Below are 25,604 nucleotides of genomic sequence, written 5' to 3'. Positions count from 1 at the left end.
GAATACGCCGCCTTGAAGTTCAATGTCGTGAGTATTCCATGTCAGATAACAGCCAGAAAAAAGTAATCGTCGGCATGTCCGGCGGTGTCGATTCCTCCGTTTCCGCCTACCTGTTGCAACAACAGGGTTATAAGGTTGAGGGCCTGTTCATGAAGAACTGGGAGGAAGATGATGGCGAGGAATACTGTACTGCCGCAGCGGATCTCGCCGATGCGCAGGCCGTGTGCGATAAGCTCGGTATTGAACTGCACACCGTTAACTTTGCCGCAGAATACTGGGACAACGTCTTCGAGCTTTTCCTCGAAGAGTACAAAGCAGGCCGTACTCCGAACCCGGATATTCTGTGCAACAAAGAGATCAAATTTAAAGCCTTCCTGGAATTCGCCGCTGAAGATCTGGGTGCAGATTACATTGCGACCGGTCACTACGTGCGTCGTGCAGATGTGAATGGCAAAAGCCAGCTACTGCGAGGTCTGGACGGCAACAAAGATCAGAGTTACTTCCTCTATACGCTGAGCCACGAACAGATTGCCCAGAGCCTGTTCCCGGTTGGCGAGCTGGAAAAGCCAGAGGTGCGTAAAATCGCCGAAGCGTTGGATCTGATCACCGCGAAGAAAAAAGACTCCACCGGTATCTGCTTTATCGGCGAGCGCAAATTCCGCGAATTCCTTGGTCGCTACCTGCCTGCACAGCCAGGTAAAATTGTCACCGTGGATGGCGACGAAATTGGTCAGCATCAGGGGCTGATGTACCACACCCTCGGCCAGCGCAAAGGTCTGGGCATTGGTGGTACCAAAGAAGGTAGCGAAGATCCGTGGTACGTTGTCGACAAAGATGTCGAAAACAATATTCTGATTGTCGCGCAGGGTCATGACCACCCGCGTCTGATGTCCGTTGGGCTAATTGCGCAACAGCTGCACTGGGTCGATCGCGAACCGGTAAAAGGCACCCTGCGCTGCACGGTAAAAACACGCTACCGTCAGACGGATATCCCCTGCACCGTCACCGCACTGGATGACGATCGCATTGAAGTGCATTTCGACGAGCCGGTTGCCGCCGTCACCCCGGGTCAGTCCGCTGTCTTCTACAGTGGCGAAGTCTGCCTGGGTGGTGGGATCATTGAACAGCGCCTGCCGCTGCCTGCTGTTTAACACGATTGCACACATAAAGGAGAGCGTGTGGCGAAGAACTATTATGACATCACCCTGGCGCTGGCGGGAATTTGCCAGTCTGCCCGTCTGGTGCAACAGCTGGCGCATCAGGGTCATTGCGACGCTGACGCGCTGCACGTTTCACTCAACAGCGTTATCGACCTCAACCCTGGCTCGACTCTGGGTGTCTTCGGTGGGAGTGAAACCAATCTTCGCCTCGGTCTTGAAACGTTGCTTGGCGTGCTCAACGCCAGTAGCCGTCAGGGGTTAAACGCGGAGCTGACCCGCTACACGTTAAGCCTGATGGTGCTGGAGCGTAAGCTGAGCGCAGCGAAAGGCGCGCTGGATACGCTCGGTGACCGCATTGCCGGTCTGCAGCGTCAGCTCGACCATTTTGATCTACAGTCCGAAACGCTGCTGAGCGCAATGGCCGGTATTTATGTAGATGTAATTAGCCCGTTGGGGCCGCGTATTCAGGTTACCGGTTCCCCTGCCGTGCTGCAAAGTCCACAGGTCCAGGCGAAGGTTCGCGCCTCGCTGCTGGCAGGCATTCGCGCCGCAGTCCTGTGGCATCAGGTTGGCGGTGGCCGCCTGCAGTTAATGTTTTCTCGTAATCGCCTGACGACTCAGGCAAAACAAATTCTTGCTCATTGTTAACCTCCCGGAGTTGCGAATTATGGAATTATCCTCACTGACCGCCGTATCCCCTGTCGATGGACGCTACGGCGATAAAGTCAGCGCGCTGCGCGAGATCTTCAGCGAATATGGCCTGCTGAAGTTCCGTGTACAGGTAGAAGTACGCTGGCTGCAAAAGCTGGCCGCCCAGGCAGCAATCAAGGAAGTTCCTGCTTTTGACGCCCAGGCAAACGATTACCTTGATAAAATCGTTGCTGACTTTAATGAAGAAGATGCGGCACGCATTAAGACTATCGAGCGCACCACCAACCACGACGTGAAAGCGGTTGAATACTTCCTGAAAGAGAAAGTCGCGAGCGTTCCTGCGCTGCACGCGGTATCTGAATTCATTCACTTCGCCTGTACTTCAGAAGATATCAACAACCTGTCTCATGCGCTGATGCTCTCTACCGCGCGCAAAGACGTGGTGCTGCCATACTGGCGTAAAATCATTGATGCGGTGAAAGCATTGTCCGTGGAATACCGCGACATCCCTCTGCTTTCCCGTACTCACGGCCAGCCAGCGACCCCATCCACGATGGGTAAAGAGATGGCGAACGTGGCGTACCGTATGGAACGTCAGTATCGTCAGCTGGAGCAGGTTGAAATTCTGGGTAAAATCAACGGCGCGGTCGGTAACTATAACGCCCACATCGCCGCGTACCCGGAAGTGGACTGGCACCAGTTCAGCGAAGAGTTCGTGACCTCTCTGGGCATTCAGTGGAACCCTTACACCACCCAGATTGAGCCGCACGACTATATCGCAGAGCTGTTTGACTGCGTTGCACGCTTCAACACCATTCTGATCGACTTCGATCGTGACGTGTGGGGTTACATCGCGCTGAACCACTTCAAACAGAAAACCATCGCCGGTGAAATCGGCTCTTCTACCATGCCGCATAAAGTGAACCCAATTGACTTCGAAAACTCCGAAGGCAACCTGGGTCTGGCGAACGCCGTGCTGCAGCATATGGCGAGCAAACTGCCGGTTTCCCGCTGGCAGCGCGACCTGACCGACTCCACCGTACTGCGTAACCTGGGCGTTGGCATTGGTTATGCGCTGATCGCGTACCAATCCACCCTGAAAGGTGTGAGCAAACTGGAAGTGAACCGTGACCGTCTGCTGGACGAACTGGATCACAACTGGGAAGTTCTGGCAGAGCCGATCCAGACCGTAATGCGTCGTTATGGCATCGAAAAACCGTACGAAAAACTGAAAGAGCTGACCCGCGGTAAGCGCGTTGACGCCGAAGGCATGAAACAGTTTATCGACGGTCTCGAACTGCCAGAAGAAGAGAAAACGCGCCTGAAAGCGATGACGCCAGCAAACTACATTGGCCGCGCAATGACGATGGTCGACGAGCTGAAGTAATTCCCCTCCCCCCTTTCCGCCCGGAAAGGGGGTTGCTTTTCCCCGGTTTACTCAATGTTTATCCCCACAACAACATAATCAGCGTTAAACTGTATGGTAATAAACGCAGCCTATTGAAATACAATGTCTTACTTATATATCAGCCACTTAGAATAATTCTGATTCGGACATTATCGGACAATAACGGCCATTTTAGCGCCCCAAATCATGCCCCCAACACAAATTTGCCCCCAAATCCGCCCCCAAAATATACTCTTTTGCGTAGCTCCTTCAAGTTTCGCAACGTCCTACTTTACCGCCTCACTTAAACACATAATCATACCCCTGTTTCAAAATCATAAAGTTTCGATGCGCACCTGTTTTTTCCCCCAGCCCTATACTTTCAGTCTAACATCTGACTGGAGTTTTCTATGTGTGGTCGTTTTGCACAAGCTCAACCCCGTGAAGAATATCTGTCATACCTAGCCGACGAAGCTGATAGAGACATCGCATATGACCCAGAGCCAATTGGCCGTTACAACGTCGCGCCCGGAACCAAAGTTTTATTGTTGAGCGAACACGACGAATAACTGTGTAAGTATCCCGGTAAAACGACCCATTCACTTTTAGAGATCTTCCGACATACTGATTATGTCCCCTGAGGAGGTCGCTATGCGCAAGATCCGATTCACTGAACACCAGATCATCGCCGTGCTGAAGTCCGTCGAAGCCGGACGAACCGTCAAAGATGTGTGCCGGGAGGCCGCGATATCCGAAGCCAGCTATTACAACTGGAAGGCGAAATATGGCGGGATGGAAGCGGCCGATATTAAAAAAATCAAAGATCTGGAAGATGAGAATCGAAGGCTTAAACAGATGTTTGCTGATCTTAGCCTTGAGTGCCGGGCACTTAAAGACGTCATCGAAAAAAAGCTTTAAAACCAGCGATAAAGCGTGAACTCGTCAGCTATCTGACGGCGCAATTTGCCATGAGTTTACGCCAGGCCTGCAGGACGTTATCGCTGAGCAGGACAGTGTATTTTTATCGGCCCGATACCCGGCGTGATGAACCGGTGATCCATGCACTGACTGAACTGGCTGAACGCTATCCGCGCTACGGTTTTAAGAAGCTGTTCCAGCTGCTGCGCAGGCAGGGCAATACCTGGAACCATAAGCGCGTTCACCGGATTTACTGCCTGCTGAAACTGAATTTTCGTCGCAAGGGAAAACAGCGGCTGCCAGTGCGTAATCCAGCACCACTGGCGACGCCGCAAGCGCTAAACCAGAGCTGGTCCATCGATTTTATGCATGACGCGCTGCTTTGCGGCAGACGCTTCCGGACCTTCAATGTGGTGGATGATTTTAACCGTGAAGCACTGGCGATAGAAATCGACCTGAATATCCCGGCTCAGCGAGTCATCCGGGTGTTGGACAGGATCGTAGCAAATCGCGGCTACCCGCTGAAGATGCGGATGGACAACGGGCCAGAACTGGTCTCACTGGCGCTGGCACAATGGGCCGAAGAACATGGCGTGCAGCTCGAATTTATCAAGCCGGGTAAACCAACACAGAATGCTTTTATCGAACGGTTCAACCGGCTTTGTTGAATAAATCGAACTTTTGCTGAGTTGAAGGATCAGATCACGTATCTTCCCGACAACGCAGACCGTTCCGTGGCAAAGCAAAAGTTCAAAATCACCAACTGGCCCACCTACAATAAAGCCCTCATCAACCGTGGCTCCATAACTTTCTGGCTGGATGATGAAGCTATTCAGGCCTGGTATGAGTCAGCAACACCTTCTTCACGAGGCAGACCTCAGCGCTATTCTGACCTTGCCATCACGACTGTGCTGGTCATTAAACGCGTATTCAGGCTGACCCTGCGCGCTGCGCAGGGCTTTATTGATTCCATTTTTTCTCTGATGAACGTTCCGCTACGCTGCCCGGATTACAGCTGTGTCAGCAGGCGGGCAAAGTCGGTTAATGTCAGTTTCAAAACGCCCACCCGGGGTGAAATCGCACACCTGGTAATTGATTCCACCGGGCTGAAGGTCTTCGGTGAAGGCGAGTGGAAAGTCAAAAAGCATGGCCAGGAACGCCGCCGTATCTGGCGTAAGCTGCATCTCGCCGTTGACAGTAAAACACATGAAATCATCTGCGCTGACCTGTCGCTGAACAACGTTACGGACTCAGAGGCCTTCCCCGGGTTAATCCGGCAAACCCACCGGAAAATCAGGTCAGCCGCCGCCGATGGCGCTTACGATACCCGGCTATGTCACGATGAACTGCGGCGTAAGAAAATCAGCGCGCTTATCCCTCCCCGAAAAGGTGCGGGTTACTGGCCCGGTGAATATGCAGACCGTAACCGTGCAGTGGCTAATCAGCGAATGACCGGGAGTAATGCGCGGTGGAAATGGACAACAGATTACAACCGTCGCTCGATAGCGGAAACGGCGATGTACCGGGTAAAACAGCTGTTCGGGGGTTCACTGACGCTGCGTGACTACGATGGTCAGGTTGCAGAGGCTATGGCCCTGGTACGAGCGCTGAACAAAATGACGAAAGCAGGTATGCCTGAAAGCGTGCGTATTGCCTGAAAACACAACCCGCTACGGGGGAGACTTACCCGAAATCTGATTTATTCAACAAAGCCGCTCCCCACTTACTACCCACCAGCATTTTTGATTAATCGCCACAAAACCAGTATTGACGCGGGTTAGAGCGTTTTTACCCACTTTGTCTGTGTATATAGGCGTAAAGTGGGGAAAACTGAGGCACTTCCCCACCCCTCCCCACATACTACCCACTTACATACCCACTTCCCGTAATGACTGTACAGTTAACACATCACCGTTCTGAATAATCAATCCATCTTCTATCAACTTTTGAACCCAGCGGCTAAAGTGCTTAGTGTCGATACCAATCGTTTTCATATCGTCACGTATAACCGATCTTGTGCATGGCTCCCCTCTGGCTGTTCGACTGCGTACTGCTTGCCATAATGCCTGGTGGTTATCGCTAAGACGTGACACGCTTGCCAATTCAGGCTCAACCTCTTTAGCATCTCTCGGCTGATCATTTACCACCAGAGAGCACACAAGCTCACCGTCTTCATCTGTGTATAGCTCTGACGTTCTCAGGTCATATGCCTTACGCTCTGGCTCCTCAGCGTCTTTCATCTTGGTACAGGTCAGAATAAGCGCCTTTCCATCCCCTTCACGCTTAACGTTAAACTCGGTATCAAGCGCAGCACGGAAAGCACTAGAACCTCGAGCACCTTTACCCTCATCCTTCCCTGAGTGGTGGACTACCAACACTGTTGCCCCCGTTTTCTGTTTGATAACGTCACAACCCTCAATAAAGGCCCCCATATCACGAGCGTCGTTCTCGTCGTTACCACCAAAACAACGGGCCAGCGTATCGATCACCACCATGCGAACCGGTACGCCACATTCGGCTTCAATCTGCCTGGCAGCAAGAAGTACTTCGGTAACCTCTGACTCACGCACAGGGAACACCGGGCGATTGACCAGCCAGAGGTTGTCTGCCTGTATGCCATGCACCTGCTCCCATGCCCGTATACGCCGGGGAACACCCACGCCCCCCTCACCGACAACATACAGAACTGCGCCGGGAGTGACCTTTTTACCCGCCCATGAAAGGCCAGCGGCGATATGACAGGCCCACGAAACCGCGAGAAAACTCTTATACGAACCGCTGGGGCCGTAAATGCTGCACAGTGACTGTGATGGCAGGAAGTGTTTAAGGATATAGTCCTGGCGGACATTAAAGCCCTCTGAACCCCGAGTGAGCAGTAACTTTGTCCTGAACTTTGCACCAGCATCAGAGAATACCCGGTGGATGCGCTGGACATCAGACAGCAAGGCATTCATTTCCTCTTCGCCTATTTCCTCCACCAGCAGAGAACGCCGTGCAGCAACCATTTGTTTGCGGTCTGTATCGAGATACCCGGCATCACAAAGCTCCTCATACGGCATTGCTGCTATCCGGTTGAGTCGAGCCACCAGCTTCCCGTAGCGGGTGGTAGGGTCTTTATGCTGATGGAGGGCTTTATCCAAATCGCTACGGCTGTATTGTTTACCATGCGCCCACAAGTAAGAGCAGGTGAACAGGGCATCCGATACAGTTTCAACGGCAGTCAGTTGTGCAGTCATTTTGGAATGCCCCCACTCATCTGGAATTTGCCGATCAGGGGATGGAACCAGTACGCGGAGCCATATTTGCGCTTAGCACTTCGCAGCACCAGCCGCGCCGCTTCCCTGAACTTTTCATCAGGTGCAACGAACCCGCCAGATTTCAGCTTAACCAGCATTACACCCGTGTTTTTCGCCAGCTCCTCGGCTTTTTTAGTAGAGATACCGTATTCAGCAGCTAGCGTAGCTACTGGCGTCATACCCGGCGGAATTTCTCCCCCCTGACAGTCGGCGAGTGACTTAACCTGAGCCTCAAGATGCAAAATCTTCTCTACCAGCAGATCCACGCGTTTTTCCAGTTCGTTGAATTTGACGTTGCTAATCATGGTCGAACCTCCGAACAATTTTCAAAACGCTCGCGTTCTGCTTTCAGGAAGCTATTCACATTCGTGGCCAGTGACTCAAACAGCTGACCTATTGCGGTAATCTCATAGTCTTCCATTGCATTGGGATAACAGACGAGCATTGAGGCTACAATTTTCGCTTGTTCTGCACTCAGCGAGGCAACGCGTAATTCTTCTTCATGCTCTTCCAAGTTTTTAAGATCCCCGATATACAGCAGTTTTGACTTAGACATATCGAGCCTCCAGTGGAAGATTGATTTCCCCCCCCATGATTGACCAGAGAGTTGCTCGATTTGCATCAGTCCAGGTAAACGAGTAAGGACTTTCAGTGCGGATTTTTGCGGCAAAGGTAAGATGCCACTCAGGAAAGGTTGCTCGCGCATCCTCTTCCGAATCTGCATCACATCGCAGAACTACTGGTGAACATTCAGGATGTAGTTCTGGGGTGGCCAGGAATAGCCATGTGAATTTGGGGTGAGTTTGGGTATGCTGTGTTCCAGCCATAGTCGTTACTCCAGTTAACGGTTTGGTTAGAGGCCCGATAGTGTTGGCGCACTATTGGGCTTCGTTTATTTCATGGTTGCAGAAAGTCGTTACGGTACGTACCATGAGTCTTTAGCCTAACCTAGTGGTACGTACCGATGCAAGACAAAAATACAAAAGCAGCTTTTGAACGCTCTGGTAGCACCAAAAAAAATATTCGTTTTGAAGACGAATTACTCAATCAAATAGTTAATGCTGCAGGGCCAGGAAATTTTAGTTCCTGGGTAAAAGAAGCCTGCCGAGAGAAGTTGAAAAACTCCAGAGCAGGTCAAAAATAAATTAATAACATTACTTACATAAAATTCATGGCAGCGAGATATGCTGCCATAATTAACCATCTAGAATTCAAAAAGTTCGCTAAATGGCTTAGAGTACGAACTCCGCACAATGATCTTATTGTTTTTCTTTACATCATTTGTATAAAAAGTATTAACGCCAGTTATATTAAGAAGATCAATAACTTCTTGATGTGGATGCCAATCTATACCTTTCCCTTTGAAATTATCATGACTAACAATTGCAAATATCGGATTAATGAACCCCAATGTTACAGAATCTAAATTTTCCTTGGAACCATGATGCGGCACTTTCAACACCTCTGCTTTCAGATAGTTTTTATATTTACCATTCATGATTCGCGAAAATGCTTCCGTGTCAGCATCACCGGTAAAAAGCCATCCCAGGTCATGGTTAAAACAATTATATTTAAATACTATGCTTGTGTGATTTGATAATAGTTCCAGATGTTTTCTCACCTTACTTTTTATATTACTTGCTTTTGCGCCAAATACAAAAGAGGACATCGTAGTAAAAAATTTAAGCACAAATTTCCTTGCCTGTTCTCGGTATATTTCCCGATCAACATCCGGTGTAACCTCAGGGGAGTAATCAATCACTTCTCTAATATCAACATCAAAGCCAAGTTCATTTAATCTAGTTATAACAGATTCAATATCGTTGGTTTGGTTAACCGAACCATCACCCATAAGACCTTCATAAACTTGATCTGTATTTTTAGGTGGATTTAAAACTTTAAAGTTATCACACCCCGTCTGATAAACATTATCTCCTTCACCTAAAAAAGATAATTTAACACTCTTAAACGAAGGAAGCGACAAACTACTATAAGCAGCAAATTTTTGCTTAAGGATTTTATTTATCTGTAGTATTTCAGGGAGGTACCAAGGAATAAATACCTCATCAACATTACATTTAGGGTTTAAAAGAATATCCTTGAGCCCTCCCATATGATCTCTATGAGAGTGGGTTATTAAAATTGAAAAATGCTTAGATTTTAATGAAGAAGACAGCCTCCTATGCATATTGAATTTCGCACATCCTGTATCCACCAGTAATGGCATCACCTTACTAAAGCATTCTTTGTTATTAATTAAAAACGAATCGCCTTGTTTAACATTATAAACCGTAATATTCATACTACACCTTTGCATTCATATTATTGCCATTCCCCTCTTATCCATGCCTGAACTTCAGAGAGGCGATACGCCACAGCAGTAGAACCGATTTTGATTCGTTTTGGAAACTTCCCTTCCTTCTCCAGTTTCCAGCGCGTACTGTTCGCCAAGGTAGTTAGCTCCCGACATTCTTTCTCACGGATCATACGATCGATGTTAGGAATGTACTCGAGACTCTTTTTATCAACAACTGCCATTTTTTTCATGTTAACCAACCTTTTGTTTGAGGATTGTCACTTTTGACTCAACGCCTGAGATGTTATTGAGGTATGTCGTCCAGAGATCTAACGCGTCCAGTTTCTTCGCCATAAATTTACTTCGGTTATAAATGCCCGCCACACCAGGTAATGCATGGCCTAACAGCTGCTCCACGACATGAAACTCAACGCCCAAATCACTAAGATGGGTTGAAAGCGTTCGCCTGAGGTCATGTAGAGACCATTGCATTTCGTGGCCCAGCCGCTTACCAATTTTTCCACCAATTTTGCTTACGCTTTCCCTGATACGCAGACTACCCAGCACATAGCCTGAATGCTTTGTTTCCTCGTAGACATCCGTTATCCACTGCCTCAGGACTTCGGGTACTGGCCTTACAATTTCCACTCCAGTTTTTGAATGTTCTTTTGGTACGGACCATACCCAGTTTTTTCGATCCCATTCCTTCCATTCTGATAACCGGGCCTCACTCATGCGGCATCCGAAAACCGTGCAAAGAACAAACATTTTCCTGGCGTATTCGGACATCAACTTGATATCAGGTTCAACAAAGATAGCTTTCCAGAGCTGCCCTAACTCGATCTCATCAAGAACCCGATCACGCTTACCTGCCGCCTGGCCAACATCAGTCATGCGCAAGTCCTTTAGTGCATCGCAGGTTGCGTACTGGCGAACCCGGCAAAAACGAAGTGCCAGTTTTGTGTCAGAAAATACATAAGCGGCCATAACAGGTGCATTTCGTTTAATCCGGTCAAAACAGTCGAGCCATTCATAAAGATGAGTGTCATTTACAGGCAGATGCCCGATAAAGGGAAAAACATGTTTTCGAAAACGGCCCAGAGTTACAGCATGGGTTTTGCGACGAATCTTGCAGTAATTTTCGTACCAGTAACAGAGAGCGTCCTGGACAGTAACCGGCCTAAGACGCTCCTCGGACTGAATCTTTATCTGTATGCGTGGATCTCGTTTCTCTGCAAGCCACGCCCGGCACTCATCCCGCTTCTCCCTGGCTTGTTTTAGCGACATATCCGGATACTTACCTAGCGTTAACCAAACCGGGGCAGTCAGACCACCAGCTAACCTGTAGAAGAAAACAAAACTCACCCCCCCCCTTCTTACTCACACGAACGGAAAGCCCCTTCCCATCCGCTACAGTGATCTGCTTTTCTCTGGATTTTCCCAGGTATCCCTTAAGCGCCTTGTCGCTCAATTTGTTCTCACCAGCCATTTTTTGCCCCCAAAAAGCAATACAAGCTGCAATACAGAAGTGATTGCAACGCACAGAAAACGAGGAAAACCCAGTGAAAGCGCCAGAAAAACTTAACCATAATAATCAAACAATTAAGTGCAAAAACCAGCAACTACACGAAAGCCTCAGAAAGCCATGCTAAGTGCTTTGGTTTCACATACCCCGGTGTGAATTCCGATGTGCTGCCGCCACGGGAGCGGATTACTTTGCCTGAGACAATTGGCGAGACGTACAGCGCCATATTGACCATACCAGGAATTTGCGACAGGTAGACCTTCTCTGTATTGAAGGGATAGGTTTCGCGGAAAAAGATGCGCATGAAGAGCGGATCGAATTTGAATTTCTTCTCATTGACCGCCAGCAGCTGAGCAGTGGTATAAACGGACATAGATTTTTCCCGTAAAAAAAGCCGCATATGCGGCTTTTATGAATGATGATGGTTGTAAAAACGTGGATTAAACGATGCTGATAGCTGTGCCGGCGAACGCGTTACGCTTGATATTTTCGTCGGTAACCGCTGATGGCCAGAGCACATCTTCAAGGCGGAAAGAACCCGATTTATAAAATGCCAGCTCTGCACTGTTCTGGTCTGCGGCAACAGCCAGAATGCCCACGGCTGTGCCGGCGTGAGTGCCGTCCCAGATGGTCAGCTTGCCGGAGGTGGCATCCAGCATGATCGGCGTCATTGCTGGCGTAGATGCCGTCAGTTCGCCAGGACCATACGCGGTGTGCGCCGGGTCGCTGTTACCGAGCGGCTGGTTATGTGTGAAAACTTCAGTAATTGCCATGATAGCCTCTTAAACGGGGGTATTTAACAAATCGTCGCCAGCTTCAGCTGATACGCTGCCTGCTGACAACGCGCCAGGTGCAGTTTCCATCAGACGATCCAGAGCGGTATCGGTGCGCGCCTGAGCGCTTTGCGGGGCAGCAGCCAGAATGCGCTGTGCGCTCTCAACCGTCATTCCCGGCGTTTCAGCCAGTGCGCGCGCCTGGGATTCTCGTCCTTTCGCCTCTTCACAGTTCAGGATCCCCATAATGCGACCATTCTCTGCAGCGACGGCTGCTGAGACCTGAGCACTCACATCTTCAGGGGCTGTAGCGGTCGCCGTTACCACTTCAACTGTGGTGACTTGCCCGGTCGATGCGGTAGTCTGGGCAGGCTGAGTTTCAGTCGTTGTTGCTGATGGCTGAGTGGTAGCAGCGGATGCCGTGGTTTTAGTCATATTCCCTCCGGGGGTCATCATTTTTCGTTTGTTAAGTGCATCGCGCATGACATTCAGCGCGTCAGTGTTGTTAACAAGTTCATCCGCCAGCCCGTTATCCACGGACTCCTGGCCGGAGAATACAGCCGCTTCGGTGTCCAGCACGGCCTGCACGGACATGCCGGTATAAGCGGATACCTTTTCGGCAAACATCAGACGGGTGGCATCAATACGCGTCTGAAAATCAGCGCGAACGTCTGCCGGTAGCTTTGCGTAAGGGTTGCCGTCAACCTTGTGATCGCCGCTATAAATCAGCGTTACCTCAACGCCGTTAGTTTTTAGAGCGGCACCATAGTTGCTGTGCGCCATCATGACGCCAATGGATCCGGTTCTGGCCGTTTGCGTCACAAGCCGTCGCGATGCCGAGCTGGCAATAAGCTGCCCTGCACTGCAGTTCATGTCATTTGCCAGCGCCCAGATGGGTTTGATATCGCGCATACGGGCAATAATGTCGGCACAGTCAAACGCCCCGGACACCATTCCGCCCGGCGTATCCATATCAAGCAGAATACCGTCGACACCGGGGTCACTGATCGCCTGCTGCAGGCGAGCAATGATTCCGTTGTAGCCTGTCATGCCGGAATAGGGCTGCAGCGATCGGGTTTTACTGACCAGCGTGCCGGAAACAGGCAGCACCGCGATGCCGTTCGTCACCTGATAACTACGTGATGGCTGGGGGGTCATGTCTTCATCGTCGCCAAACAGCGCCAGCGGTTCAGCAATCTGCTCAGCACCAAGCGTTATGCCAGACATCGTATCTGTCAGGCGTGTAATACCCATCTGACCTGCCAGCGCGCAAAAGAAAACCCGCGCATAGGCGGGTTCAATCATCAACGGCTCATTAAAGGCCATGCTGGCAATATGCGGGAGATTACGCAGCTCGTGCGCCATCTTGCTCCTCCTCGTTTGATTTTTTTACACCTGCCTCAAAAGCGGCAGCTGCCCATGCCGGTGGTTTCAGACCCGCAGCACGACGCTCCATTGTCTCCCGGACCTGCTGGGCAAAAATCTCCTGATAATCTTCACCGCGTTTAGCACACTCTTTCTCATACGTGCTGAGGCCCGCTTCGATGAGCATGACGGCTTCCTGCACCTCTTTCAGCCCGTCAATTGCCATTCGGCCTGAGCCGATCCAGTTGGCATTGCCCCAGGCCGTTCTCGCTTCCGGGAAGCTGAATCGGGCTTTTGAAGGAAGGATGACCACGCGACGTACAATGGCCTCTTCAAGCCAGCACAGAAACATCTGGCAGGCCTGTCTGGATGCCACAAACTTTCGACGCCCCATGAAGTACGCCCAGGACTCATTAGCGCTTGCACGCGCAGTCGAGTAACTCATCTGAGAATAGTTTCGTGAAAGCTGCTCATACGACACGCCCAACCCTGCGGAAATATAACGCAGCAGGGATTGTTCGAACGTTGAATAGCCGTTGTCGGTATCCTGCGCTGACTGAAGGTTCAGGGAATCCCCTGGCATCAGGTGTGGGACTTTTGCGCCACCGAGGCGAACCGGTGCGGCGGAGTAATATGATGCCATTTCACCCAACCAGCCCGTCAGTTTGCTTTGTTGCTCTTTATTGTCAGCGCCAAGAATAAAGTCCATCGCCGTCTGGGTATCCAGTTCACTCTCGATGGTGGCTGCATACATAGCTTTCACTATCGCGCTCTGGAGCTGGGTATTTTGCAGCGTATCGAGCATTTTCATCTGCTCCATCACGCTGTAAAACACATTCGCCCCCCGGGTTTGACCATCCTCCAGTGGTTCAAAAACATGGATAAAAGAGGGTCTTCCCCCTGGCAGTTCCCGTGGTATATAGGTCCAGTTTTGTGCCATCCATCCCGGATAGCCGTCGTCACTGACGTAATACCCCAGCGCAGCACCACTATCATTGATTTTTACGCCGGCACGACAGCTACGGGAATCACCGATATTGTTTGGATTACTGATGCGTTTCGGACTGACCATTTTGAACTGGGTCCGGAAAAGCCGCGTTGAATCACTGTCCCATGTCGCCTGCATGCATAATTCGCCGTTAAACGCATGCATGGCAACACCTTCACGGATCATCATCGTAAACGTTCGCTTGCGCTCGGCATCAATCCCACAAAAATCATCCTCGGCATACTCATTCCAGGCAGCTTCCACATCCCGCGAGAACGCTCGTGAATCCTCCTCATTAATGCCAAGATAACGCCAGCTCGGTCGGTAACTGAGTCTGAAAAAAGACCCGACAATATGATCCTGATGAAGCTGAACGGCGTTTGCCGCATAGCCATTATTTCGTACCAGATCGTCAGCCCGTGCATTACCGCAAGAAAAGTTGGGCAGAAGCGCCGCATCTGCGCTTTCACTTGGCGGGTTCCATGCCCGTAACTGTCCACCAAAACCTCCACCTCCGCCATGATATCCGGCGTATTCCCGAAGGGATGTTTTACCGTCAGGCCCCACTAATGATGGTATTTTCATACATAAAACCCTGCCGGCCCCCGGCGTCGTGAAGTGGTACCGACCTGAGATTCAAGATCAGCAATGTACTTTTTAAGTTCGCTGACTGAGGTAGCCGTAAATTCTACCCTCCGACCGTCTTTTTGTACTGTTGCCACGCGCTTTCCCATCATAAGGTCATGCAGCGCAGTACGTGCAGCCTCCAGGTCAGCCTGTGTCGCCATTATTCATCTCCCGCTAATGCCCTGGCGTAATCCGCCAGAGTTTTGTTATTTTTACGACCACTGTCCTCTTCCATCAGACTGACCAGAAGAGAATCCAGATTGAGTTGCCAGCGGGAGATACTTATCCGCAGAGCCGCCAGTGCATAGACAAAGCAGTCAAGCGCCTCATTTCGGCGCTTTTTGCTGTCCCAGACGATTTTTTTCTTACCGTCTACCCACTTCTCAACCTGCTCTTCAGCAGTCAGTTGCTGAGCCTCGGCTAAATCGTAGATTTCAGGGTTATTCGGGAAGTGAACCGCACCCGCAAGGGGTTCATTACCTTCAGCCACCAGCGTGAAACGGTTATAAATCTGCTCTTTCGCAGTATCAGTACCCACTTCCGTCAGATAAACGCCGTTCTTGTTACGCTTACGAGGCATGTTCGCCACCGGCTTTCCATAAACCGATGCACCTTTGATGGGGATGACGGGGAATAGTCCGTGCTTTTTGGAACGGTTGTAGACGATAGTCGGATCAATACCGCCGATATCCCAACAGATACGGGAAATGAGCATTTCCACGCCATTCAGCCTTGAATAGGTTTTATTGATCGCATCGTCTACCCTGAGAAGCGTCGCTTCATCATCATGGCGGCCCATAATGATGATTTTGTCGATAAGCCAGCTTTCCTCACCCGGCCCCCAGCCCCAGACACGCATTTCATAACGGTCAAGCTGTGAGTCGATCCCTGCCGTAAGGTAGACCACCCGTTCTGGTAATGCAGCGCCGAAATGTTCTTTACGTTCGGCCATGACTTCCGCATCCGGCCGATCACCAATTTTCGGCTCCCAGGTCTCGCCAAGTGTGGTATTCACAAAGGTTTTACGCTTGCCGGTATCCCCTTTGGTTTTGCTCCAGTCTTTGACGATTTGTACCCAGGTAGTGAATGGACTATATGCTGTCCAGATATGAAAGGTGACGCTATCCGGGGGTTCAATTTCAGTACCGGATGATGAGAACCAGTTCAGCCCGTCCCGTGTCCAGATGCCCGTTTCTTCGCAAATATAACGGGCCTCAGAAAAATCAAGCTCCTGCTGCTTAATTACACAGGCATTATGCTCACAGAGGTAAAATACGCTGGCAGGATCCCCAGGCGTCCACTTAAACCCGAACGGGGTCTCTTTATCACCAAATTTCAGGTACTGCTCTTCCCCACAATGTGGGCAGGGAACGTGGAACCGCAAAAAGTGCTGAGATTCCTTCGCAGCACGCTCAATCTGGCAGGTTCCTCTGACTTTTGGTGTTGATCCGCGAATAGACTTGGGCCAGACAGACCCTTCAATGCGCTTATCTCCAAGAAATGTCGGGGATCCCTCTTTCTCTATATCTTCATCAAAAGCCGCCAGCTCGTCATAGCCCGCCACATCGACGGATTTCTCGCGGTAGTTTTTCGCAGCCTTTCCACCGAGGCACCAGAATCCGCGCCCATTAGAGAAACGCTTCATACTGAGCGTGTTGTCACGGTGCTTTTTGCCATACCAGGGAGCAAGGGATAGCAGCGTTGGAATATCACGGATTGTGGGTTCGACATGAGACTTCATGAAGTTTTCAGCATCGCCGTCAGTTGGTAACCAGATAAGGGAGTTGCGCTGTTTATGTTGAATGAAATACGCATACACCCCGAGCAGCATTTTTGAATAACCAACGCGGGCAGACTTCACGACATTCACTTCCCGGATATAATCGTTGCCCATCGCGTTCATTATTGCCCGCTGAAATGGCAGAGTTTCCCAGCGGCCTTCCTGGTAGGCAGACTCTTTCGGGAGATAGTAATTATCGTCTGCCCATTCAACAGCTGTTTGCGGCTCTGGCCGGTACAACGAACGGAGCCCCGCGCTAGCAGAGTGCCGCAGCCCCTTAACCTGACTGTTCGATATATTCACTCAGCAACCCCGGTATCATTTCATCCAGCGCAGCTGCTTTGTTCATGGCCTTAATGATGTCCTTCTTGAGGAAATCAATATGTCGGTTCTCCAGCTCCGGGAACCGCCGCTGGACCGACAGAGGGATCCCATCGAGAATACTGGCAATTTCTCCGGCTATCCGCGACAGCACGAACGTGCAGAATGCGGTCTCCACCACTTCAGCGGACTCTTTTGCATTTTTAAGTTCCTGAGCGTCGGCCTGTGCCCGGGTCAGGCGATGACGTTCATATTCAATCGTTCCGGGATGAAGGTCTGACTCTGAAGCAATGCGCAGATCCTCAACCTCTTTCCGCAGTTTTTCATTCTCAATCGCCGCATCACGGGCACTGTACCATTCGATCGTGGCGGCAGAATCGTAGAGAACCTCATTCCCCTTACCGCCTCCTCGAGCAACGGGCATTCCCTGATCCTGCCAGTTCTGAATAGTGCGAACACTGACACCGAAAATCTCGGATAGCCGTTTTTTGTTAACTTCCATTGCTCACTCCGGGCGAAAAACAGAGAAAGGAAACGATAAATGGAAAATTACCGTTTTTAAGGCCTAACCGTTTCCTTTCTTTTGAGGGGGTGTTTCAAGTAAAAACAGAGAGATAACAGGAAGAAGAACGGAAACGGCAAAAACCAGAAAATTTTCATAAATAGCAAGAATCTGCGCGGACGCCGCCCCGTGGCAGGCCACCCCGCCGGGAGGACCCATCAAATAACATTGATTATCATTAGTATTTGATTAGGAGTGTTATGTGAAGCGTGCATAAAAAAGCCACCAGCGAATGCCAGTGGCTCAGGATATGATGTTCGGCTATTGACTGGTTCAGGATATAAAGTCGTCACTCCCCAGTTTGTGGGAGCCATACCGCGCTTCATAGCCATCGCCCAACATCCCTGCTTTTGTCTCTGCAACGTCTTTCGTCGCATAAACACCTGCAAGGTGCCAAGGGGCATTACGAACTACACCCCAGCCTTTAACCCAACCGTCATTATCAATATCAGGTTTCAATCCTTCTGCAACAAACATATATGCCTCCTTTGGGTACCCAGAGGCATACTATTCAAAGCAGGCAACAAAATAAATATTAGCTCTCAAGGCTTGCGGTAATACTTAGATAATGAAGGTCTGGCCGGCTGTGTTCAATAACAATATCGCCCGTCCCTTTCTCCACAACATAGCTTCGACTATAAGAGGAAGAGCACTTGCCCGACACTGTATCTTCAACCAGCACCATCCCTGACTGAATAGCCCTAAAAGTTACTTCCGTTCCGTAAACAATTCCATCTTTCCACTCCTCAAGGCGCTTCAGCGTTACAGTTAGCTTTGCCATAATCCCTCCCATGTTGAGCATTATCACAGGCACTCAGTGAATGCCTGCTGTAATGCCCATGGTGATGACAACAAAAAAAACCGCCCTGAGGCGGTTACATTCAGCAGTTCAGAATATTATCGATGAATGACAAACAATGATTTACATCGAGGACAGAGCAAGGGCTGTTCCTGGCGTACCTTTGTTGTCGGATGATTAGAGTTATGTCCGCATATCGGACAAGTCACTGTTGTTTTGGTCGCTGCTTCAACACGTTTAAGTGCATAATCGAAGAATGACATAATATACCCCCTCTAAGAATAAGGGTTATCATACCACGATCGGTTACTTTTTAACCGGAAAGACCTTCATCAAAGCACTAAATCACTTAGCCCATAAACAGCTCGCAGCATCAAAATAATCGCAATAAAAATCAATTCAGTGAACACTTTTTTGAAAATTAAAGCCCACTATTGCGAGCTTCCGTTTTGTTTTTGGCAGTTCGCCTGCCGCGCTTTGTTATGCGCCAGGATGTCTTTCTGCGTCTGACCGTTCATAACGTCGATGTCGTGATCAGTCAGGTAGATTGATTTTACCCAGTCACATCATCGATAACCACCATCAGTGCACCGGCAGGTGCATGCTTCTGATGCTGTTCCAGCGCGCACTAGAACGTCGGTCCGGTTTGGGTTGTGATTACAATCCGTGACGCTGAAGCGCAGACAGGCACAAACGGGACACCATCAATAGTGACCTGCATATAAACTCCGTAACTTAATACCTTTACAATAGAGCAGCCTATGGTAAAGGAAATAAAAAAACCGCCCGAAGGCGGTTGGGAGGAGTTAATCGTTATGTGTGTAGCTTTTCAGCATTATTGACTGAAAATCATCCAGCGACATTTCGTCTATATACTTACCTGTAATGATGATTTTCATTCGCCCCATCACATCCAACCCGCCAATGATACGAATTTCGGCTGGATACTTCGTACTGCTCCTGATGTAATCAATAAGGCTATTTATGAACTCTTCCTTACCATACACCGCGAAGCAGGGCGTTCCACTGTGCATAGTCTCCAACCTTCCCTCAAGCATTGTGTTGCTCCACAGGAAATAGGTAACGTTGAGTCTATGTCGTAAAGTAAAATAAGCCTACTGTTATTAGGTCATTTCAGTCCTGCGGTTTAGCTCAATTCATGCTTCTAATCCTTAATCGAGATAGAAATCGTCATTCAGACGACGACGGTTCGCGCTGCTGGCGTTGTGTGGGCAGGTGTTAGAATTGTGACCAGTTGCGCCGCAGTAACTACAGCGCAGATTTACCCGGCGAGCGCTGCCACTCCATGTATGGGGGCAATTATCACGGGTATGTAAACCAGAACCGCAGAAAGAACATCGCGTGTAACTCATCGGCTCACCTTCTGGCAGTTCGCCTACCACGCTTTGTTATGCGCCAGAATGTCTTTCTTCGTCTGGCGGTCCATAACATCAATGTCGTGATCAGTAAGGTAGATTGGTTTACCCTGTCGCCCCATCCCCTCTATCGTTACTGCACCGAGCATAACGAAACCGTCTGCCAGCTCAGGCTAACGTCGAGCCATCTTGCCCGTGAAGGTTTCACCTGTTTGGGTGGTTAACGTGATTTGGTAGATGTCGGACATTGTGTTGCCTTTTGGTTACACCATTACGATGGGTCTGCCCACAGTCATGTCACTAGATGATTATGTTTCAACCTGTCTGCCATATTGAATGGCGGGGTTCGGTTTTTATTGGCACATGAAGTTTATTTCTTTAACTTGCTGTTCGGGGTAATGAAAGCAGTGTGAGGGCACTGCAAGATACTTCACCCTTAAACAGGTTCACTTTACAAACTACCGAGGAACAAGAATGGCTATTAAACTTATTGGAAATAAATCATATGGAAACGCTGGCGATGGAATAAGAATCCAAGTGAGTGGTGACGTTGAAGTGACGCTTGAAGATAACGTCACGCACGACAATGGTGGCCAAGGGCTACACATCATCGAAAATTTAACTCCATTGTACGAAGCAGGAATCAACGCTTCGACACCTTTTGAAGAAATTCAAAAGGCCCATGAAGAACTGCTTAAGTCAAAACCGACCTCAGATCAGCAAATAATAAAGATTTTAGAGGAAATTGGATTCTCTAAATGGATTCAGCATGGCGCTAACATCGCAACGATAGGCTCGCTGATCCTCCAGATATTCTCAAAGTAGTCATTTAAGGCATTGATGATTGATGTACTCCTGTAACCCATCAATCATCTTGTCGCTTATTTCGATTCGCTCTCTGAGGGTGAAATAATCCCGTTGAGAGGAGTCAGTAAGTCTGGGGCTGGTTGCATCATCCACGCTGGCGGTGCCGGTGGTTTTACGCACGCCTGGACAGGTAGCTGAGACGCGCAGCCGTTTAGCGCCAGAATCGACATCCCGACGCAGATCGCTAATGGTGTTTTTCGCATCAGCCAGCTCCTTCGTGTATTTTGCATCCAGATCCGCAACATCTTGCTGCCTAGCCTGCATGTCGGTGATTGTGGCATTGGCCACGCTGAGATTCTTTGTGGCTTTATCACGCTGGTCTTTGTAGGTGATGGCGTTGTCGCGATAGCGATTAACCTGCCACGACAGCACAGCAATTACAGCCAGGATGACAGTAGGCAGCCAAAACTTTTTCACCAATGAGATGATAACCGCGTTCATGATGCAGGCTCGTTAACTTTACCGCCGGCAGCCTTGAACTTAGCAATCAGCGCATCGGCTTTATGTTCGAACTGGCCATAACCCGCACCGGGAAGAGAAGCCCAAATATTGCTGCAGCGGTCTATAGCCTGCCGGATGTCTCCGCAGTCGATTAATGGTAGCGCGCCACGCTCTTTAATTTGCTGAAGGGCTACGGCGTCCTGGTTGGCTGGTGAGAAGTCTTTTAGCCCAAGCTGCGTACGGTATGCATCCCACCATTTGGACAACAGTTGGTAGCGGCCTGCAGCTGTTGATTTCAGTGTCGGGTTCAGCGTAACCAGTTTTCTGGGATGGTCAGAGTAGTCAGTAAACAGGGAACCACCGACAATAACATCGTATCCGTGGTTATTAGTCTTCTGCCTGCTGTTGTCGGTGCCTTCAGACCAGGCCAGCATGTCGAGAAATGCTTTTCGCTGTGGGTTAGTTTCTTGCATTTTTCATCCCCGTAATTCTTTCCCAGAAAAAGCTGAGCGCCACGCTACCCATCGTTCCGGACATACCAGCCACGACAAGTACGTAATAGATGCTCAGGCCTGACTCTATGCTGATCAGTCCACCGATCAATCCGGCAAAACCAGAAACGGCAACCTGGGCGAATGCAGCAACCCAACTCCATGCAGTTTTATTTGTTTTGGTATCGATGATGTACTTAACGAATCCGCCATAGATAGACATGGCAGCAATAAGAACCCATACGAGCAACCCATATGAGCCAGGGTCTTTGTTAGGCATACGCATATCTCTCACCTCGCGTAGTTAGCGGGTGCTGTGTGTTTAAAAGGGGTCAGGCCCTCGGGACGATTTAACAAGTAGGCGTGTCGATGATGGTTCCCGGAGCCTGAAATAAGAAACCCGGCGACAGGCCGGGAAGATAAGGGTGTAGCAATATCGGCACTGCAATCGAAGGAGCCCATTTTCATGGGGCTAAATGAAGACAATCTCTCTTCAGCAGGGTTGTTTAATGCATAAAAATAATTAACCATTTACATAGTTGCAAAGTGTTACTACTTAAATTAAATTACCGCCACTTTTTTTGTGGATATAAAACAGATAAGCGGACAAGCATTAAAATCATTCGTGCGGAGAGGATTGGTGTCGTTCTCCGTACTTTTTTTGAAGTGTAATAATTTGGTGAAATGATTTTGAATGAGCGCTGAGCCCAAAGGTCAGTATTTTCACACAGCAATTTTGCGAAAAGCAGCGCCCATTCAAAATGCGGGTGCTTTTCAGTCACTCCGGGAACCCCATCATTGCAGACCGAAAAGCTTTAACTGGAGCGGGCAGCGGGAATCGAACCCGCATCATCAGCTTGGAAGGCTGAGGTAATAGCCATTATACGATGCCCGCATATGGTGCCGACTACCGGAATCGAACTGGTGACCTACTGATTACAAGTCAGTTGCTCTACCTACTGAGCTAAGTCGGCATTGGTCCGCCACCGGGGCCTCGAACCTCGTACTACAACATTACGTTGTTGCTCTTCCCGATGAGCTAGTGGCGGACTGGTGGTCCTTGTTGGGTTTGAACCAACGACCGGGCGATTATGAGTCGCACGCTCTAACCACTGAGCTAAAGGGCCGGTAGCGGGATGATACATAAGTCAAACTAACCACGCAATATACATGGTTTCTTATTTGTATCATGGTCTTATTGAGATCGACGATATGACAGGGGTACTGGTGCAATGCACCTTCGCGAATACCCCTGTCGTATCGCCGGATAACAAAAAACCCCGACAGGCGGGGTTTAGAGTTTTTTCAAATTGTCGCTTTACATCGCTGCCATCGTGGCGCAGCTCTGCCAAGCCTGAAAAGATTATCTGATTTTCTGGCCCGTTTTCAACATCATTCAAATTAAATAGCACTTTTTGCTAAATCAATTTTGATCATGAACTTTCTTTCAGGCTGTTCCGCGCTGACAAAAAAACCTTCGCCCTGAAGATTTCCAGACACCAGCGCACCCGCTTTCTGGCCTCAGAATCAGTTAGCCACGGAGCCAGGCTTTGCAGTTCTCTGGTGATGTCTGATATTTTTTTCCTGGTGGTGTAATACTGTCGGCCAACGATGTAAACCGGATCCTTCAAATCGAACGCCTGCAGCACTACGCACTCCATAAATTCAGCGTCATCACTGCTAATAGCCTCGTCAATAATGCTGGCCGGCGGTTCAGGCCAAAGAATTGCGCGCGCCCGTTTCATTGCCAGCTCACCACGAAATCCTTCTTCTCTCGCCTGGTTCAATGCTGCAGTAAACCGCTCAAGCGCTTTATCTGACCAGTTCTTTCCTCTGATTACGTTCCAGCAGGAGTGCCCGCATGGTTTCGCCGGTGCTGTGCCACCGCGGACGCATTCCCCCCACACCGTAAGCAGTGATTTTATCCAACCGGACTGAACATCATTCAGGAGAATACTTTTTCCCAGCCAGCTCTTCCGTGGTGCCATTGCGGTTTTTCCAAGCCCTTCAAAATACTGGCGTTTCTGGCGTGGTGTCATTTCATGTCCTCGATAATTATCATTCCAGTTTCACCCCATAGTTTTGATGTCCGGGCGTCCCAAATGTGGGAATCATCCTCAAACAAAGCGTCCAGCAGCGATTTTGTTAAGTTGTCCAGATCGGGTTTGGTCTGATGCGGTTGGCCGTTCATTGCTGCGCGCTTTTTCTTGCTCCAGCTCTGCGGCATAGGCAAAACAAAAGTGATATGAGCGCCGCTCTCAGGCACACGAATATCGTGCAGGCGGGCTTCATCGCAAAACATGCGGTAGCGCATCACTGGCGGCCGCTGCTTCCATTTATCAGCACGAGTCATGCGGGGTTTGCCGATGGGGGTAATGACATATTTAGCCATGCAGCGCCCCCTGAATGCGTGAACCAATCCAGCGCATGACCGGTACCGCCATGCTGTTGCCGATCGCCTTATAGCGCGGACCATCTGGACAGTCTGATAATTTTTTTTCGCGCCACTGAGTAAGGGTGTAATTATCCGTAAACCCCATCTGCCTTTCATTCTCAAGCGGCATCAAGTGCCTGATTCGGCGATCTGGCGTAACAATGTAAGTTTCTCTGTCGTCGAGAGAGCCCGCTCCTCTGGCAGTAAGACAAACAGGCACGGGCGTCTTTCTTGTCGGGGGATTAACCCTGCGCAGGCCGTCGCACTCAAATAGTATTTTGGCGGGATCGATATCGGTTCGAGCACTTGCGACAACGAAGACACGGCGGCGTCGTTGGGCCACTCCGAAAAATTGAGCGTCGAGCACTCGCCAGGCAATAACTCTTTCTGGTCCCAGCACATAACCAGCGTTTGCCCATCGCTTCCCTGGTGATTCCAGCGCGCAGCTTTCGCCGGCAAGCCCTGCAAGAAAACATCCGAAAGCGTTATCTTTGCTGCTGAACACGCCGGGTACGTTTTCCCAGACGACGATAACGGGTGATTTTCCCTGTTCTCTTCGTTTTTCATCAATCGCGTTTACCAGTTCCACAAAAGCCAAAGTTAACTGGCCGCGTTCGTCAGCCAGCCCATTACGTAAACCCGCAACGCTGAACGCCTGGCAAGGGGTTCCCCCCGCCAGCACATCGGGCGCTTCTATTTTTCCAGCACGAATTGCCGGGGCGAGTTTTGTCATATCCCCCAGATTAGTGATGTCCGGCCAGCGATACGCCAGGACGGCAGATGGGAATTTTTCTATCTCTGCAAACCATGCTGGCTGCCAACCCAGACAATGCCATGCCACGCTGGCGGCCTCGATGCCGCTGCAGACCGAACCGTAGCGAATTGGATTACGCATCGGCTGGTTCTCCCAGCAGATAGAGCACCTGCTCCAGCAGCTGCAACTCGGTACCGAAGTTTTTCTCCCATTGCTTACGGCCAGCATGAATCGCCACACCATAACCGCCGTTGCGATGGTGTGGATGGCAAAGGGGAATTGATTTTCGATGGTCAGCACGCAGCCCTACACCCTGCCCTGTCCGGATATGGTGAATTTCGGCTGGCGTTTCGCCCAGATTCAGATTCCTGCACACGATACAGCCCAGTCCGGCCACGCGTGAAAGATGGATGCGATCTGCTTTTTTCATGCTGGGTCACCAGCATAAGCAGAAACACCGCGCACGAACGGGCGGTGTGAATGATTTTGGGTAATGCTCTGCGCCATTTTGATTCCTCAGGTTGGCGCAGTAATCAGTGGGTGTTCAGCCCGTTTGATTATTATAAATCAACACTTACGGCTTGAGAACCTTAAGTGCTTCTGGCAGGGAATTAAGGTTGATTATCCGCTCATCATCGCTGAGGATCCGCGCGGAAATTCTATTTCCTTCCCGGCGTATCAGCGTGCGTAAAGCATTATTGGTGACGACGTAGTCAGTTATTTCGCCATCGGACAGATTTAAAACAAGCAATCCGTCTTTTGTTAAACCCGCGGCAAATTCATTTAATTTCAT

30 protein-coding genes, 3 tRNA genes and 5 pseudogenes are annotated in these 25,604 nt (G+C 49.8%); 8 read left to right on the top strand and 30 right to left on the bottom strand.

Annotated features, from left to right (window positions below; genetic code table 11):
* Window positions 1-38: 38 nt before the first annotated feature.
* The 6 genes and pseudogenes from mnmA to HV318_RS00655 all read left to right on the top strand — a co-directional run bounded on the left by mnmA (window position 39) and on the right by HV318_RS00655 (window position 5,774).
* Window positions 39-1,151 carry a tRNA 2-thiouridine(34) synthase MnmA gene (mnmA, locus tag HV318_RS00680; RefSeq protein ID WP_182271093.1) on the top strand — a complete coding sequence of 371 codons (1,113 nt, stop codon included), beginning with the start codon at window positions 39-41 and terminating at the stop codon, window positions 1,149-1,151.
* 27 nt (window positions 1,152-1,178) lie between these two features.
* Window positions 1,179-1,808 (top strand): high frequency lysogenization protein HflD, encoded by a 630-nt coding sequence (gene hflD / locus HV318_RS00675; protein WP_014169611.1) that lies wholly within the window; start codon window positions 1,179-1,181, stop codon window positions 1,806-1,808.
* A gap of 19 nt (window positions 1,809-1,827) precedes the next feature.
* Entirely contained in the window at window positions 1,828-3,198 is a 1,371-nt protein-coding gene (gene purB, locus HV318_RS00670) for an adenylosuccinate lyase (protein WP_182271092.1), read from the top strand.
* Window positions 3,199-3,608: 410 nt separating this feature from the next.
* A pseudogene (locus tag HV318_RS00665) lies at window positions 3,609-3,764 on the top strand (SOS response-associated peptidase); the annotation flags it as partial.
* 85 nt (window positions 3,765-3,849) lie between these two features.
* Window positions 3,850-4,775, top strand: a pseudogene (locus HV318_RS00660) (IS3 family transposase); the annotation flags it as partial.
* A 30-nt stretch (window positions 4,776-4,805) separates the two neighbouring features.
* A complete protein-coding gene (locus HV318_RS00655) occupies window positions 4,806-5,774 on the top strand; it encodes an IS5-like element IS903B family transposase (RefSeq protein ID WP_000654812.1) in 969 nt (322 codons plus the stop codon).
* A 210-nt stretch (window positions 5,775-5,984) separates the two neighbouring features.
* Here HV318_RS00655 and HV318_RS00650 read toward each other — a convergent pair whose 3' ends face one another.
* The 4 genes and pseudogenes from HV318_RS00650 to HV318_RS24410 form a co-directional block, all read right to left on the bottom strand.
* Complete coding sequence (locus HV318_RS00650) at window positions 5,985-7,352, bottom strand: helicase RepA family protein (RefSeq protein WP_182271091.1); 1,368 nt, start codon at window positions 7,350-7,352, stop codon at window positions 5,985-5,987.
* Window positions 7,349-7,717 carry a hypothetical protein gene (locus HV318_RS00645; protein ID WP_182271090.1) on the bottom strand — a complete coding sequence of 123 codons (369 nt, stop codon included), beginning with the start codon at window positions 7,715-7,717 and terminating at the stop codon, window positions 7,349-7,351. Before HV318_RS00645 ends, HV318_RS00650 begins: the two co-directional genes overlap by 4 nt.
* Complete coding sequence (locus HV318_RS24415; RefSeq protein WP_524537216.1) at window positions 7,714-8,118, bottom strand: hypothetical protein; 405 nt, start codon at window positions 8,116-8,118, stop codon at window positions 7,714-7,716. Before HV318_RS24415 ends, HV318_RS00645 begins: the two co-directional genes overlap by 4 nt.
* Before the next feature lie 4 nt (window positions 8,119-8,122).
* Window positions 8,123-8,239, bottom strand: a pseudogene (locus tag HV318_RS24410) (host cell division inhibitor Icd-like protein); the annotation flags it as partial.
* Window positions 8,240-8,376: 137 nt separating this feature from the next.
* Here HV318_RS24410 and HV318_RS00630 point away from each other — a divergent pair.
* On the top strand, window positions 8,377-8,556 hold the full coding sequence (locus HV318_RS00630) for a YlcI/YnfO family protein (protein ID WP_182271087.1): 180 nt from the start codon (window positions 8,377-8,379) through the stop codon (window positions 8,554-8,556).
* 60 nt (window positions 8,557-8,616) lie between these two features.
* Here HV318_RS00630 and HV318_RS00625 read toward each other — a convergent pair whose 3' ends face one another.
* The 15 genes and pseudogenes from HV318_RS00625 to HV318_RS24315 all read right to left on the bottom strand — a co-directional run bounded on the left by HV318_RS00625 (window position 8,617) and on the right by HV318_RS24315 (window position 19,973).
* Window positions 8,617-9,714, bottom strand: coding sequence for a ComEC/Rec2 family competence protein (locus HV318_RS00625; RefSeq protein WP_182271086.1), 1,098 nt, complete (start codon window positions 9,712-9,714; stop codon window positions 8,617-8,619).
* A 20-nt stretch (window positions 9,715-9,734) separates the two neighbouring features.
* Complete coding sequence (locus HV318_RS00620) at window positions 9,735-9,959, bottom strand: helix-turn-helix transcriptional regulator (RefSeq protein WP_182271085.1); 225 nt, start codon at window positions 9,957-9,959, stop codon at window positions 9,735-9,737.
* Between the two features lies 1 nt (window position 9,960).
* A pseudogene (locus HV318_RS00615) lies at window positions 9,961-11,197 on the bottom strand (tyrosine-type recombinase/integrase).
* A gap of 163 nt (window positions 11,198-11,360) precedes the next feature.
* A pseudogene (locus tag HV318_RS00610) lies at window positions 11,361-11,606 on the bottom strand (major capsid protein); the annotation flags it as partial.
* Window positions 11,607-11,673: 67 nt separating this feature from the next.
* Complete coding sequence (locus HV318_RS00605) at window positions 11,674-12,006, bottom strand: head decoration protein (RefSeq protein ID WP_182271084.1); 333 nt, start codon at window positions 12,004-12,006, stop codon at window positions 11,674-11,676.
* A 9-nt stretch (window positions 12,007-12,015) separates the two neighbouring features.
* Complete coding sequence (locus HV318_RS00600; RefSeq protein WP_182271083.1) at window positions 12,016-13,371, bottom strand: S49 family peptidase; 1,356 nt, start codon at window positions 13,369-13,371, stop codon at window positions 12,016-12,018.
* Window positions 13,352-14,944: a phage portal protein gene (locus HV318_RS00595; protein ID WP_182271082.1), complete on the bottom strand. Its 1,593-nt coding sequence runs from the start codon at window positions 14,942-14,944 to the stop codon at window positions 13,352-13,354. The genes HV318_RS00600 and HV318_RS00595 overlap by 20 nt, the downstream gene beginning before the upstream one ends.
* Window positions 14,941-15,147 carry a phage head-tail joining protein gene (locus tag HV318_RS00590; protein ID WP_182271081.1) on the bottom strand — a complete coding sequence of 69 codons (207 nt, stop codon included), beginning with the start codon at window positions 15,145-15,147 and terminating at the stop codon, window positions 14,941-14,943. The genes HV318_RS00595 and HV318_RS00590 overlap by 4 nt, the downstream gene beginning before the upstream one ends.
* Window positions 15,147-17,069, bottom strand: a complete 1,923-nt coding sequence (locus HV318_RS00585; RefSeq protein WP_182271080.1) for a phage terminase large subunit family protein — start codon at window positions 17,067-17,069, stop codon at window positions 15,147-15,149. Before HV318_RS00585 ends, HV318_RS00590 begins: the two co-directional genes overlap by 1 nt.
* Complete coding sequence (locus tag HV318_RS00580) at window positions 17,044-17,589, bottom strand: terminase small subunit (RefSeq protein WP_182271079.1); 546 nt, start codon at window positions 17,587-17,589, stop codon at window positions 17,044-17,046. The genes HV318_RS00585 and HV318_RS00580 overlap by 26 nt, the downstream gene beginning before the upstream one ends.
* 333 nt (window positions 17,590-17,922) lie before the next feature.
* A complete protein-coding gene (locus HV318_RS00575; protein WP_182271078.1) occupies window positions 17,923-18,126 on the bottom strand; it encodes a hypothetical protein in 204 nt (67 codons plus the stop codon).
* A gap of 58 nt (window positions 18,127-18,184) precedes the next feature.
* Window positions 18,185-18,430 (bottom strand): hypothetical protein, encoded by a 246-nt coding sequence (locus HV318_RS00570; protein ID WP_182271077.1) that lies wholly within the window; start codon window positions 18,428-18,430, stop codon window positions 18,185-18,187.
* Window positions 18,431-18,546: 116 nt separating this feature from the next.
* Entirely contained in the window at window positions 18,547-18,711 is a 165-nt protein-coding gene (locus HV318_RS24075; protein WP_220471148.1) for a YnfU family zinc-binding protein, read from the bottom strand.
* 543 nt (window positions 18,712-19,254) lie between these two features.
* The gene (locus tag HV318_RS00565; RefSeq protein ID WP_182271076.1) at window positions 19,255-19,482 is read right to left on the bottom strand and encodes a hypothetical protein; all 228 of its coding nucleotides are present in this window, start codon (window positions 19,480-19,482) and stop codon (window positions 19,255-19,257) included.
* Window positions 19,483-19,844: 362 nt separating this feature from the next.
* Window positions 19,845-19,973 (bottom strand): hypothetical protein, encoded by a 129-nt coding sequence (locus HV318_RS24315; RefSeq protein ID WP_275943690.1) that lies wholly within the window; start codon window positions 19,971-19,973, stop codon window positions 19,845-19,847.
* A 325-nt stretch (window positions 19,974-20,298) separates the two neighbouring features.
* Here HV318_RS24315 and HV318_RS00560 point away from each other — a divergent pair, with 325 nt between their 5' ends.
* A complete protein-coding gene (locus tag HV318_RS00560) occupies window positions 20,299-20,649 on the top strand; it encodes a hypothetical protein (protein WP_182271075.1) in 351 nt (116 codons plus the stop codon).
* On the opposite strand, the gene HV318_RS24405 is transcribed toward HV318_RS00560, so the two are convergent.
* From HV318_RS24405 to HV318_RS00505, 11 genes are all read right to left on the bottom strand, one after another.
* Entirely contained in the window at window positions 20,650-21,132 is a 483-nt protein-coding gene (locus HV318_RS24405; RefSeq protein WP_182271074.1) for a lysis protein, read from the bottom strand. It lies immediately after the preceding gene.
* Window positions 21,129-21,605, bottom strand: a complete 477-nt coding sequence (locus HV318_RS00550; protein ID WP_182271073.1) for a glycoside hydrolase family 24 protein — start codon at window positions 21,603-21,605, stop codon at window positions 21,129-21,131. The genes HV318_RS24405 and HV318_RS00550 overlap by 4 nt, the downstream gene beginning before the upstream one ends.
* Window positions 21,592-21,909 carry a phage holin family protein gene (locus tag HV318_RS00545; protein WP_182271072.1) on the bottom strand — a complete coding sequence of 106 codons (318 nt, stop codon included), beginning with the start codon at window positions 21,907-21,909 and terminating at the stop codon, window positions 21,592-21,594. The genes HV318_RS00550 and HV318_RS00545 overlap by 14 nt, the downstream gene beginning before the upstream one ends.
* Before the next feature lie 534 nt (window positions 21,910-22,443).
* A tRNA-Gly gene (locus HV318_RS00540) sits at window positions 22,444-22,518 on the bottom strand.
* A gap of 3 nt (window positions 22,519-22,521) precedes the next feature.
* Window positions 22,522-22,597: transfer RNA gene (locus HV318_RS00535), tRNA-Thr, on the bottom strand.
* Between the two features lie 77 nt (window positions 22,598-22,674).
* A tRNA-Ile gene (locus HV318_RS00530) sits at window positions 22,675-22,750 on the bottom strand.
* A 306-nt stretch (window positions 22,751-23,056) separates the two neighbouring features.
* Window positions 23,057-23,662 (bottom strand): hypothetical protein, encoded by a 606-nt coding sequence (locus HV318_RS00525; protein WP_182271071.1) that lies wholly within the window; start codon window positions 23,660-23,662, stop codon window positions 23,057-23,059.
* Window positions 23,659-24,015 (bottom strand): RusA family crossover junction endodeoxyribonuclease, encoded by a 357-nt coding sequence (locus tag HV318_RS00520; protein ID WP_182271070.1) that lies wholly within the window; start codon window positions 24,013-24,015, stop codon window positions 23,659-23,661. The genes HV318_RS00525 and HV318_RS00520 overlap by 4 nt, the downstream gene beginning before the upstream one ends.
* Window positions 24,008-24,952 carry a DNA cytosine methyltransferase gene (locus HV318_RS00515; RefSeq protein ID WP_182271069.1) on the bottom strand — a complete coding sequence of 315 codons (945 nt, stop codon included), beginning with the start codon at window positions 24,950-24,952 and terminating at the stop codon, window positions 24,008-24,010. Before HV318_RS00515 ends, HV318_RS00520 begins: the two co-directional genes overlap by 8 nt.
* Window positions 24,945-25,241, bottom strand: coding sequence for a Ref family recombination enhancement nuclease (locus tag HV318_RS00510; protein WP_182271068.1), 297 nt, complete (start codon window positions 25,239-25,241; stop codon window positions 24,945-24,947). The genes HV318_RS00515 and HV318_RS00510 overlap by 8 nt, the downstream gene beginning before the upstream one ends.
* Window positions 25,242-25,385: 144 nt before the next feature.
* On the bottom strand, window positions 25,386-25,604 hold the full coding sequence (locus tag HV318_RS00505; protein WP_096151513.1) for a hypothetical protein: 219 nt from the start codon (window positions 25,602-25,604) through the stop codon (window positions 25,386-25,388).

The organism is Enterobacter sp. RHBSTW-00901 (assembly GCF_014103115.1).
GTDB classification, from domain to species: Bacteria; Pseudomonadota; Gammaproteobacteria; order Enterobacterales; family Enterobacteriaceae; genus Enterobacter; species Enterobacter cloacae_P.
This window is presented reverse-complemented; position numbering and strand designations above follow the sequence as displayed.

Coding starts and splice junctions, on each gene's coding strand:
- HV318_RS00650 (WP_182271091.1), bottom strand. CDS start 7,352: ATGACTGCACAACTGACTGCCGTTGAAACTGTATCGGATGCCCTGTTC.
- HV318_RS00505 (WP_096151513.1), bottom strand. CDS start 25,604: ATGAAATTAAATGAATTTGCCGCGGGTTTAACAAAAGACGGATTGCTT.
- HV318_RS00565 (WP_182271076.1), bottom strand. CDS start 19,482: ATGCACAGTGGAACGCCCTGCTTCGCGGTGTATGGTAAGGAAGAGTTC.
- HV318_RS00595 (WP_182271082.1), bottom strand. CDS start 14,944: ATGAAAATACCATCATTAGTGGGGCCTGACGGTAAAACATCCCTTCGG.
- HV318_RS00570 (WP_182271077.1), bottom strand. CDS start 18,430: ATGGCAAAGCTAACTGTAACGCTGAAGCGCCTTGAGGAGTGGAAAGAT.
- HV318_RS00515 (WP_182271069.1), bottom strand. CDS start 24,952: ATGCGTAATCCAATTCGCTACGGTTCGGTCTGCAGCGGCATCGAGGCC.
- HV318_RS00625 (WP_182271086.1), bottom strand. CDS start 9,714: ATGAATATTACGGTTTATAATGTTAAACAAGGCGATTCGTTTTTAATT.
- HV318_RS00605 (WP_182271084.1), bottom strand. CDS start 12,006: ATGGCAATTACTGAAGTTTTCACACATAACCAGCCGCTCGGTAACAGC.
- HV318_RS00545 (WP_182271072.1), bottom strand. CDS start 21,909: ATGCGTATGCCTAACAAAGACCCTGGCTCATATGGGTTGCTCGTATGG.
- HV318_RS00525 (WP_182271071.1), bottom strand. CDS start 23,662: ATGACACCACGCCAGAAACGCCAGTATTTTGAAGGGCTTGGAAAAACC.
- HV318_RS00590 (WP_182271081.1), bottom strand. CDS start 15,147: ATGGCGACACAGGCTGACCTGGAGGCTGCACGTACTGCGCTGCATGAC.
- HV318_RS00575 (WP_182271078.1), bottom strand. CDS start 18,126: ATGTTTGTTGCAGAAGGATTGAAACCTGATATTGATAATGACGGTTGG.
- HV318_RS00560 (WP_182271075.1), top strand. CDS start 20,299: ATGGCTATTAAACTTATTGGAAATAAATCATATGGAAACGCTGGCGAT.
- HV318_RS00630 (WP_182271087.1), top strand. CDS start 8,377: ATGCAAGACAAAAATACAAAAGCAGCTTTTGAACGCTCTGGTAGCACC.
- mnmA (WP_182271093.1), top strand. CDS start 39: ATGTCAGATAACAGCCAGAAAAAAGTAATCGTCGGCATGTCCGGCGGT.
- HV318_RS00600 (WP_182271083.1), bottom strand. CDS start 13,371: ATGGCGCACGAGCTGCGTAATCTCCCGCATATTGCCAGCATGGCCTTT.
- HV318_RS00510 (WP_182271068.1), bottom strand. CDS start 25,241: ATGAAAAAAGCAGATCGCATCCATCTTTCACGCGTGGCCGGACTGGGC.
- HV318_RS00645 (WP_182271090.1), bottom strand. CDS start 7,717: ATGATTAGCAACGTCAAATTCAACGAACTGGAAAAACGCGTGGATCTG.
- HV318_RS00580 (WP_182271079.1), bottom strand. CDS start 17,589: ATGGAAGTTAACAAAAAACGGCTATCCGAGATTTTCGGTGTCAGTGTT.
- purB (WP_182271092.1), top strand. CDS start 1,828: ATGGAATTATCCTCACTGACCGCCGTATCCCCTGTCGATGGACGCTAC.
- HV318_RS24315 (WP_275943690.1), bottom strand. CDS start 19,973: ATGCTCGGTGCAGTAACGATAGAGGGGATGGGGCGACAGGGTAAACCA.
- HV318_RS24415 (WP_524537216.1), bottom strand. CDS start 8,118: ATGCGCGAGCAACCTTTCCTGAGTGGCATCTTACCTTTGCCGCAAAAA.
- HV318_RS24075 (WP_220471148.1), bottom strand. CDS start 18,711: ATGTCATTCTTCGATTATGCACTTAAACGTGTTGAAGCAGCGACCAAA.
- HV318_RS24405 (WP_182271074.1), bottom strand. CDS start 21,132: ATGAACGCGGTTATCATCTCATTGGTGAAAAAGTTTTGGCTGCCTACT.
- HV318_RS00520 (WP_182271070.1), bottom strand. CDS start 24,015: ATGGCTAAATATGTCATTACCCCCATCGGCAAACCCCGCATGACTCGT.
- HV318_RS00620 (WP_182271085.1), bottom strand. CDS start 9,959: ATGAAAAAAATGGCAGTTGTTGATAAAAAGAGTCTCGAGTACATTCCT.
- HV318_RS00550 (WP_182271073.1), bottom strand. CDS start 21,605: ATGCAAGAAACTAACCCACAGCGAAAAGCATTTCTCGACATGCTGGCC.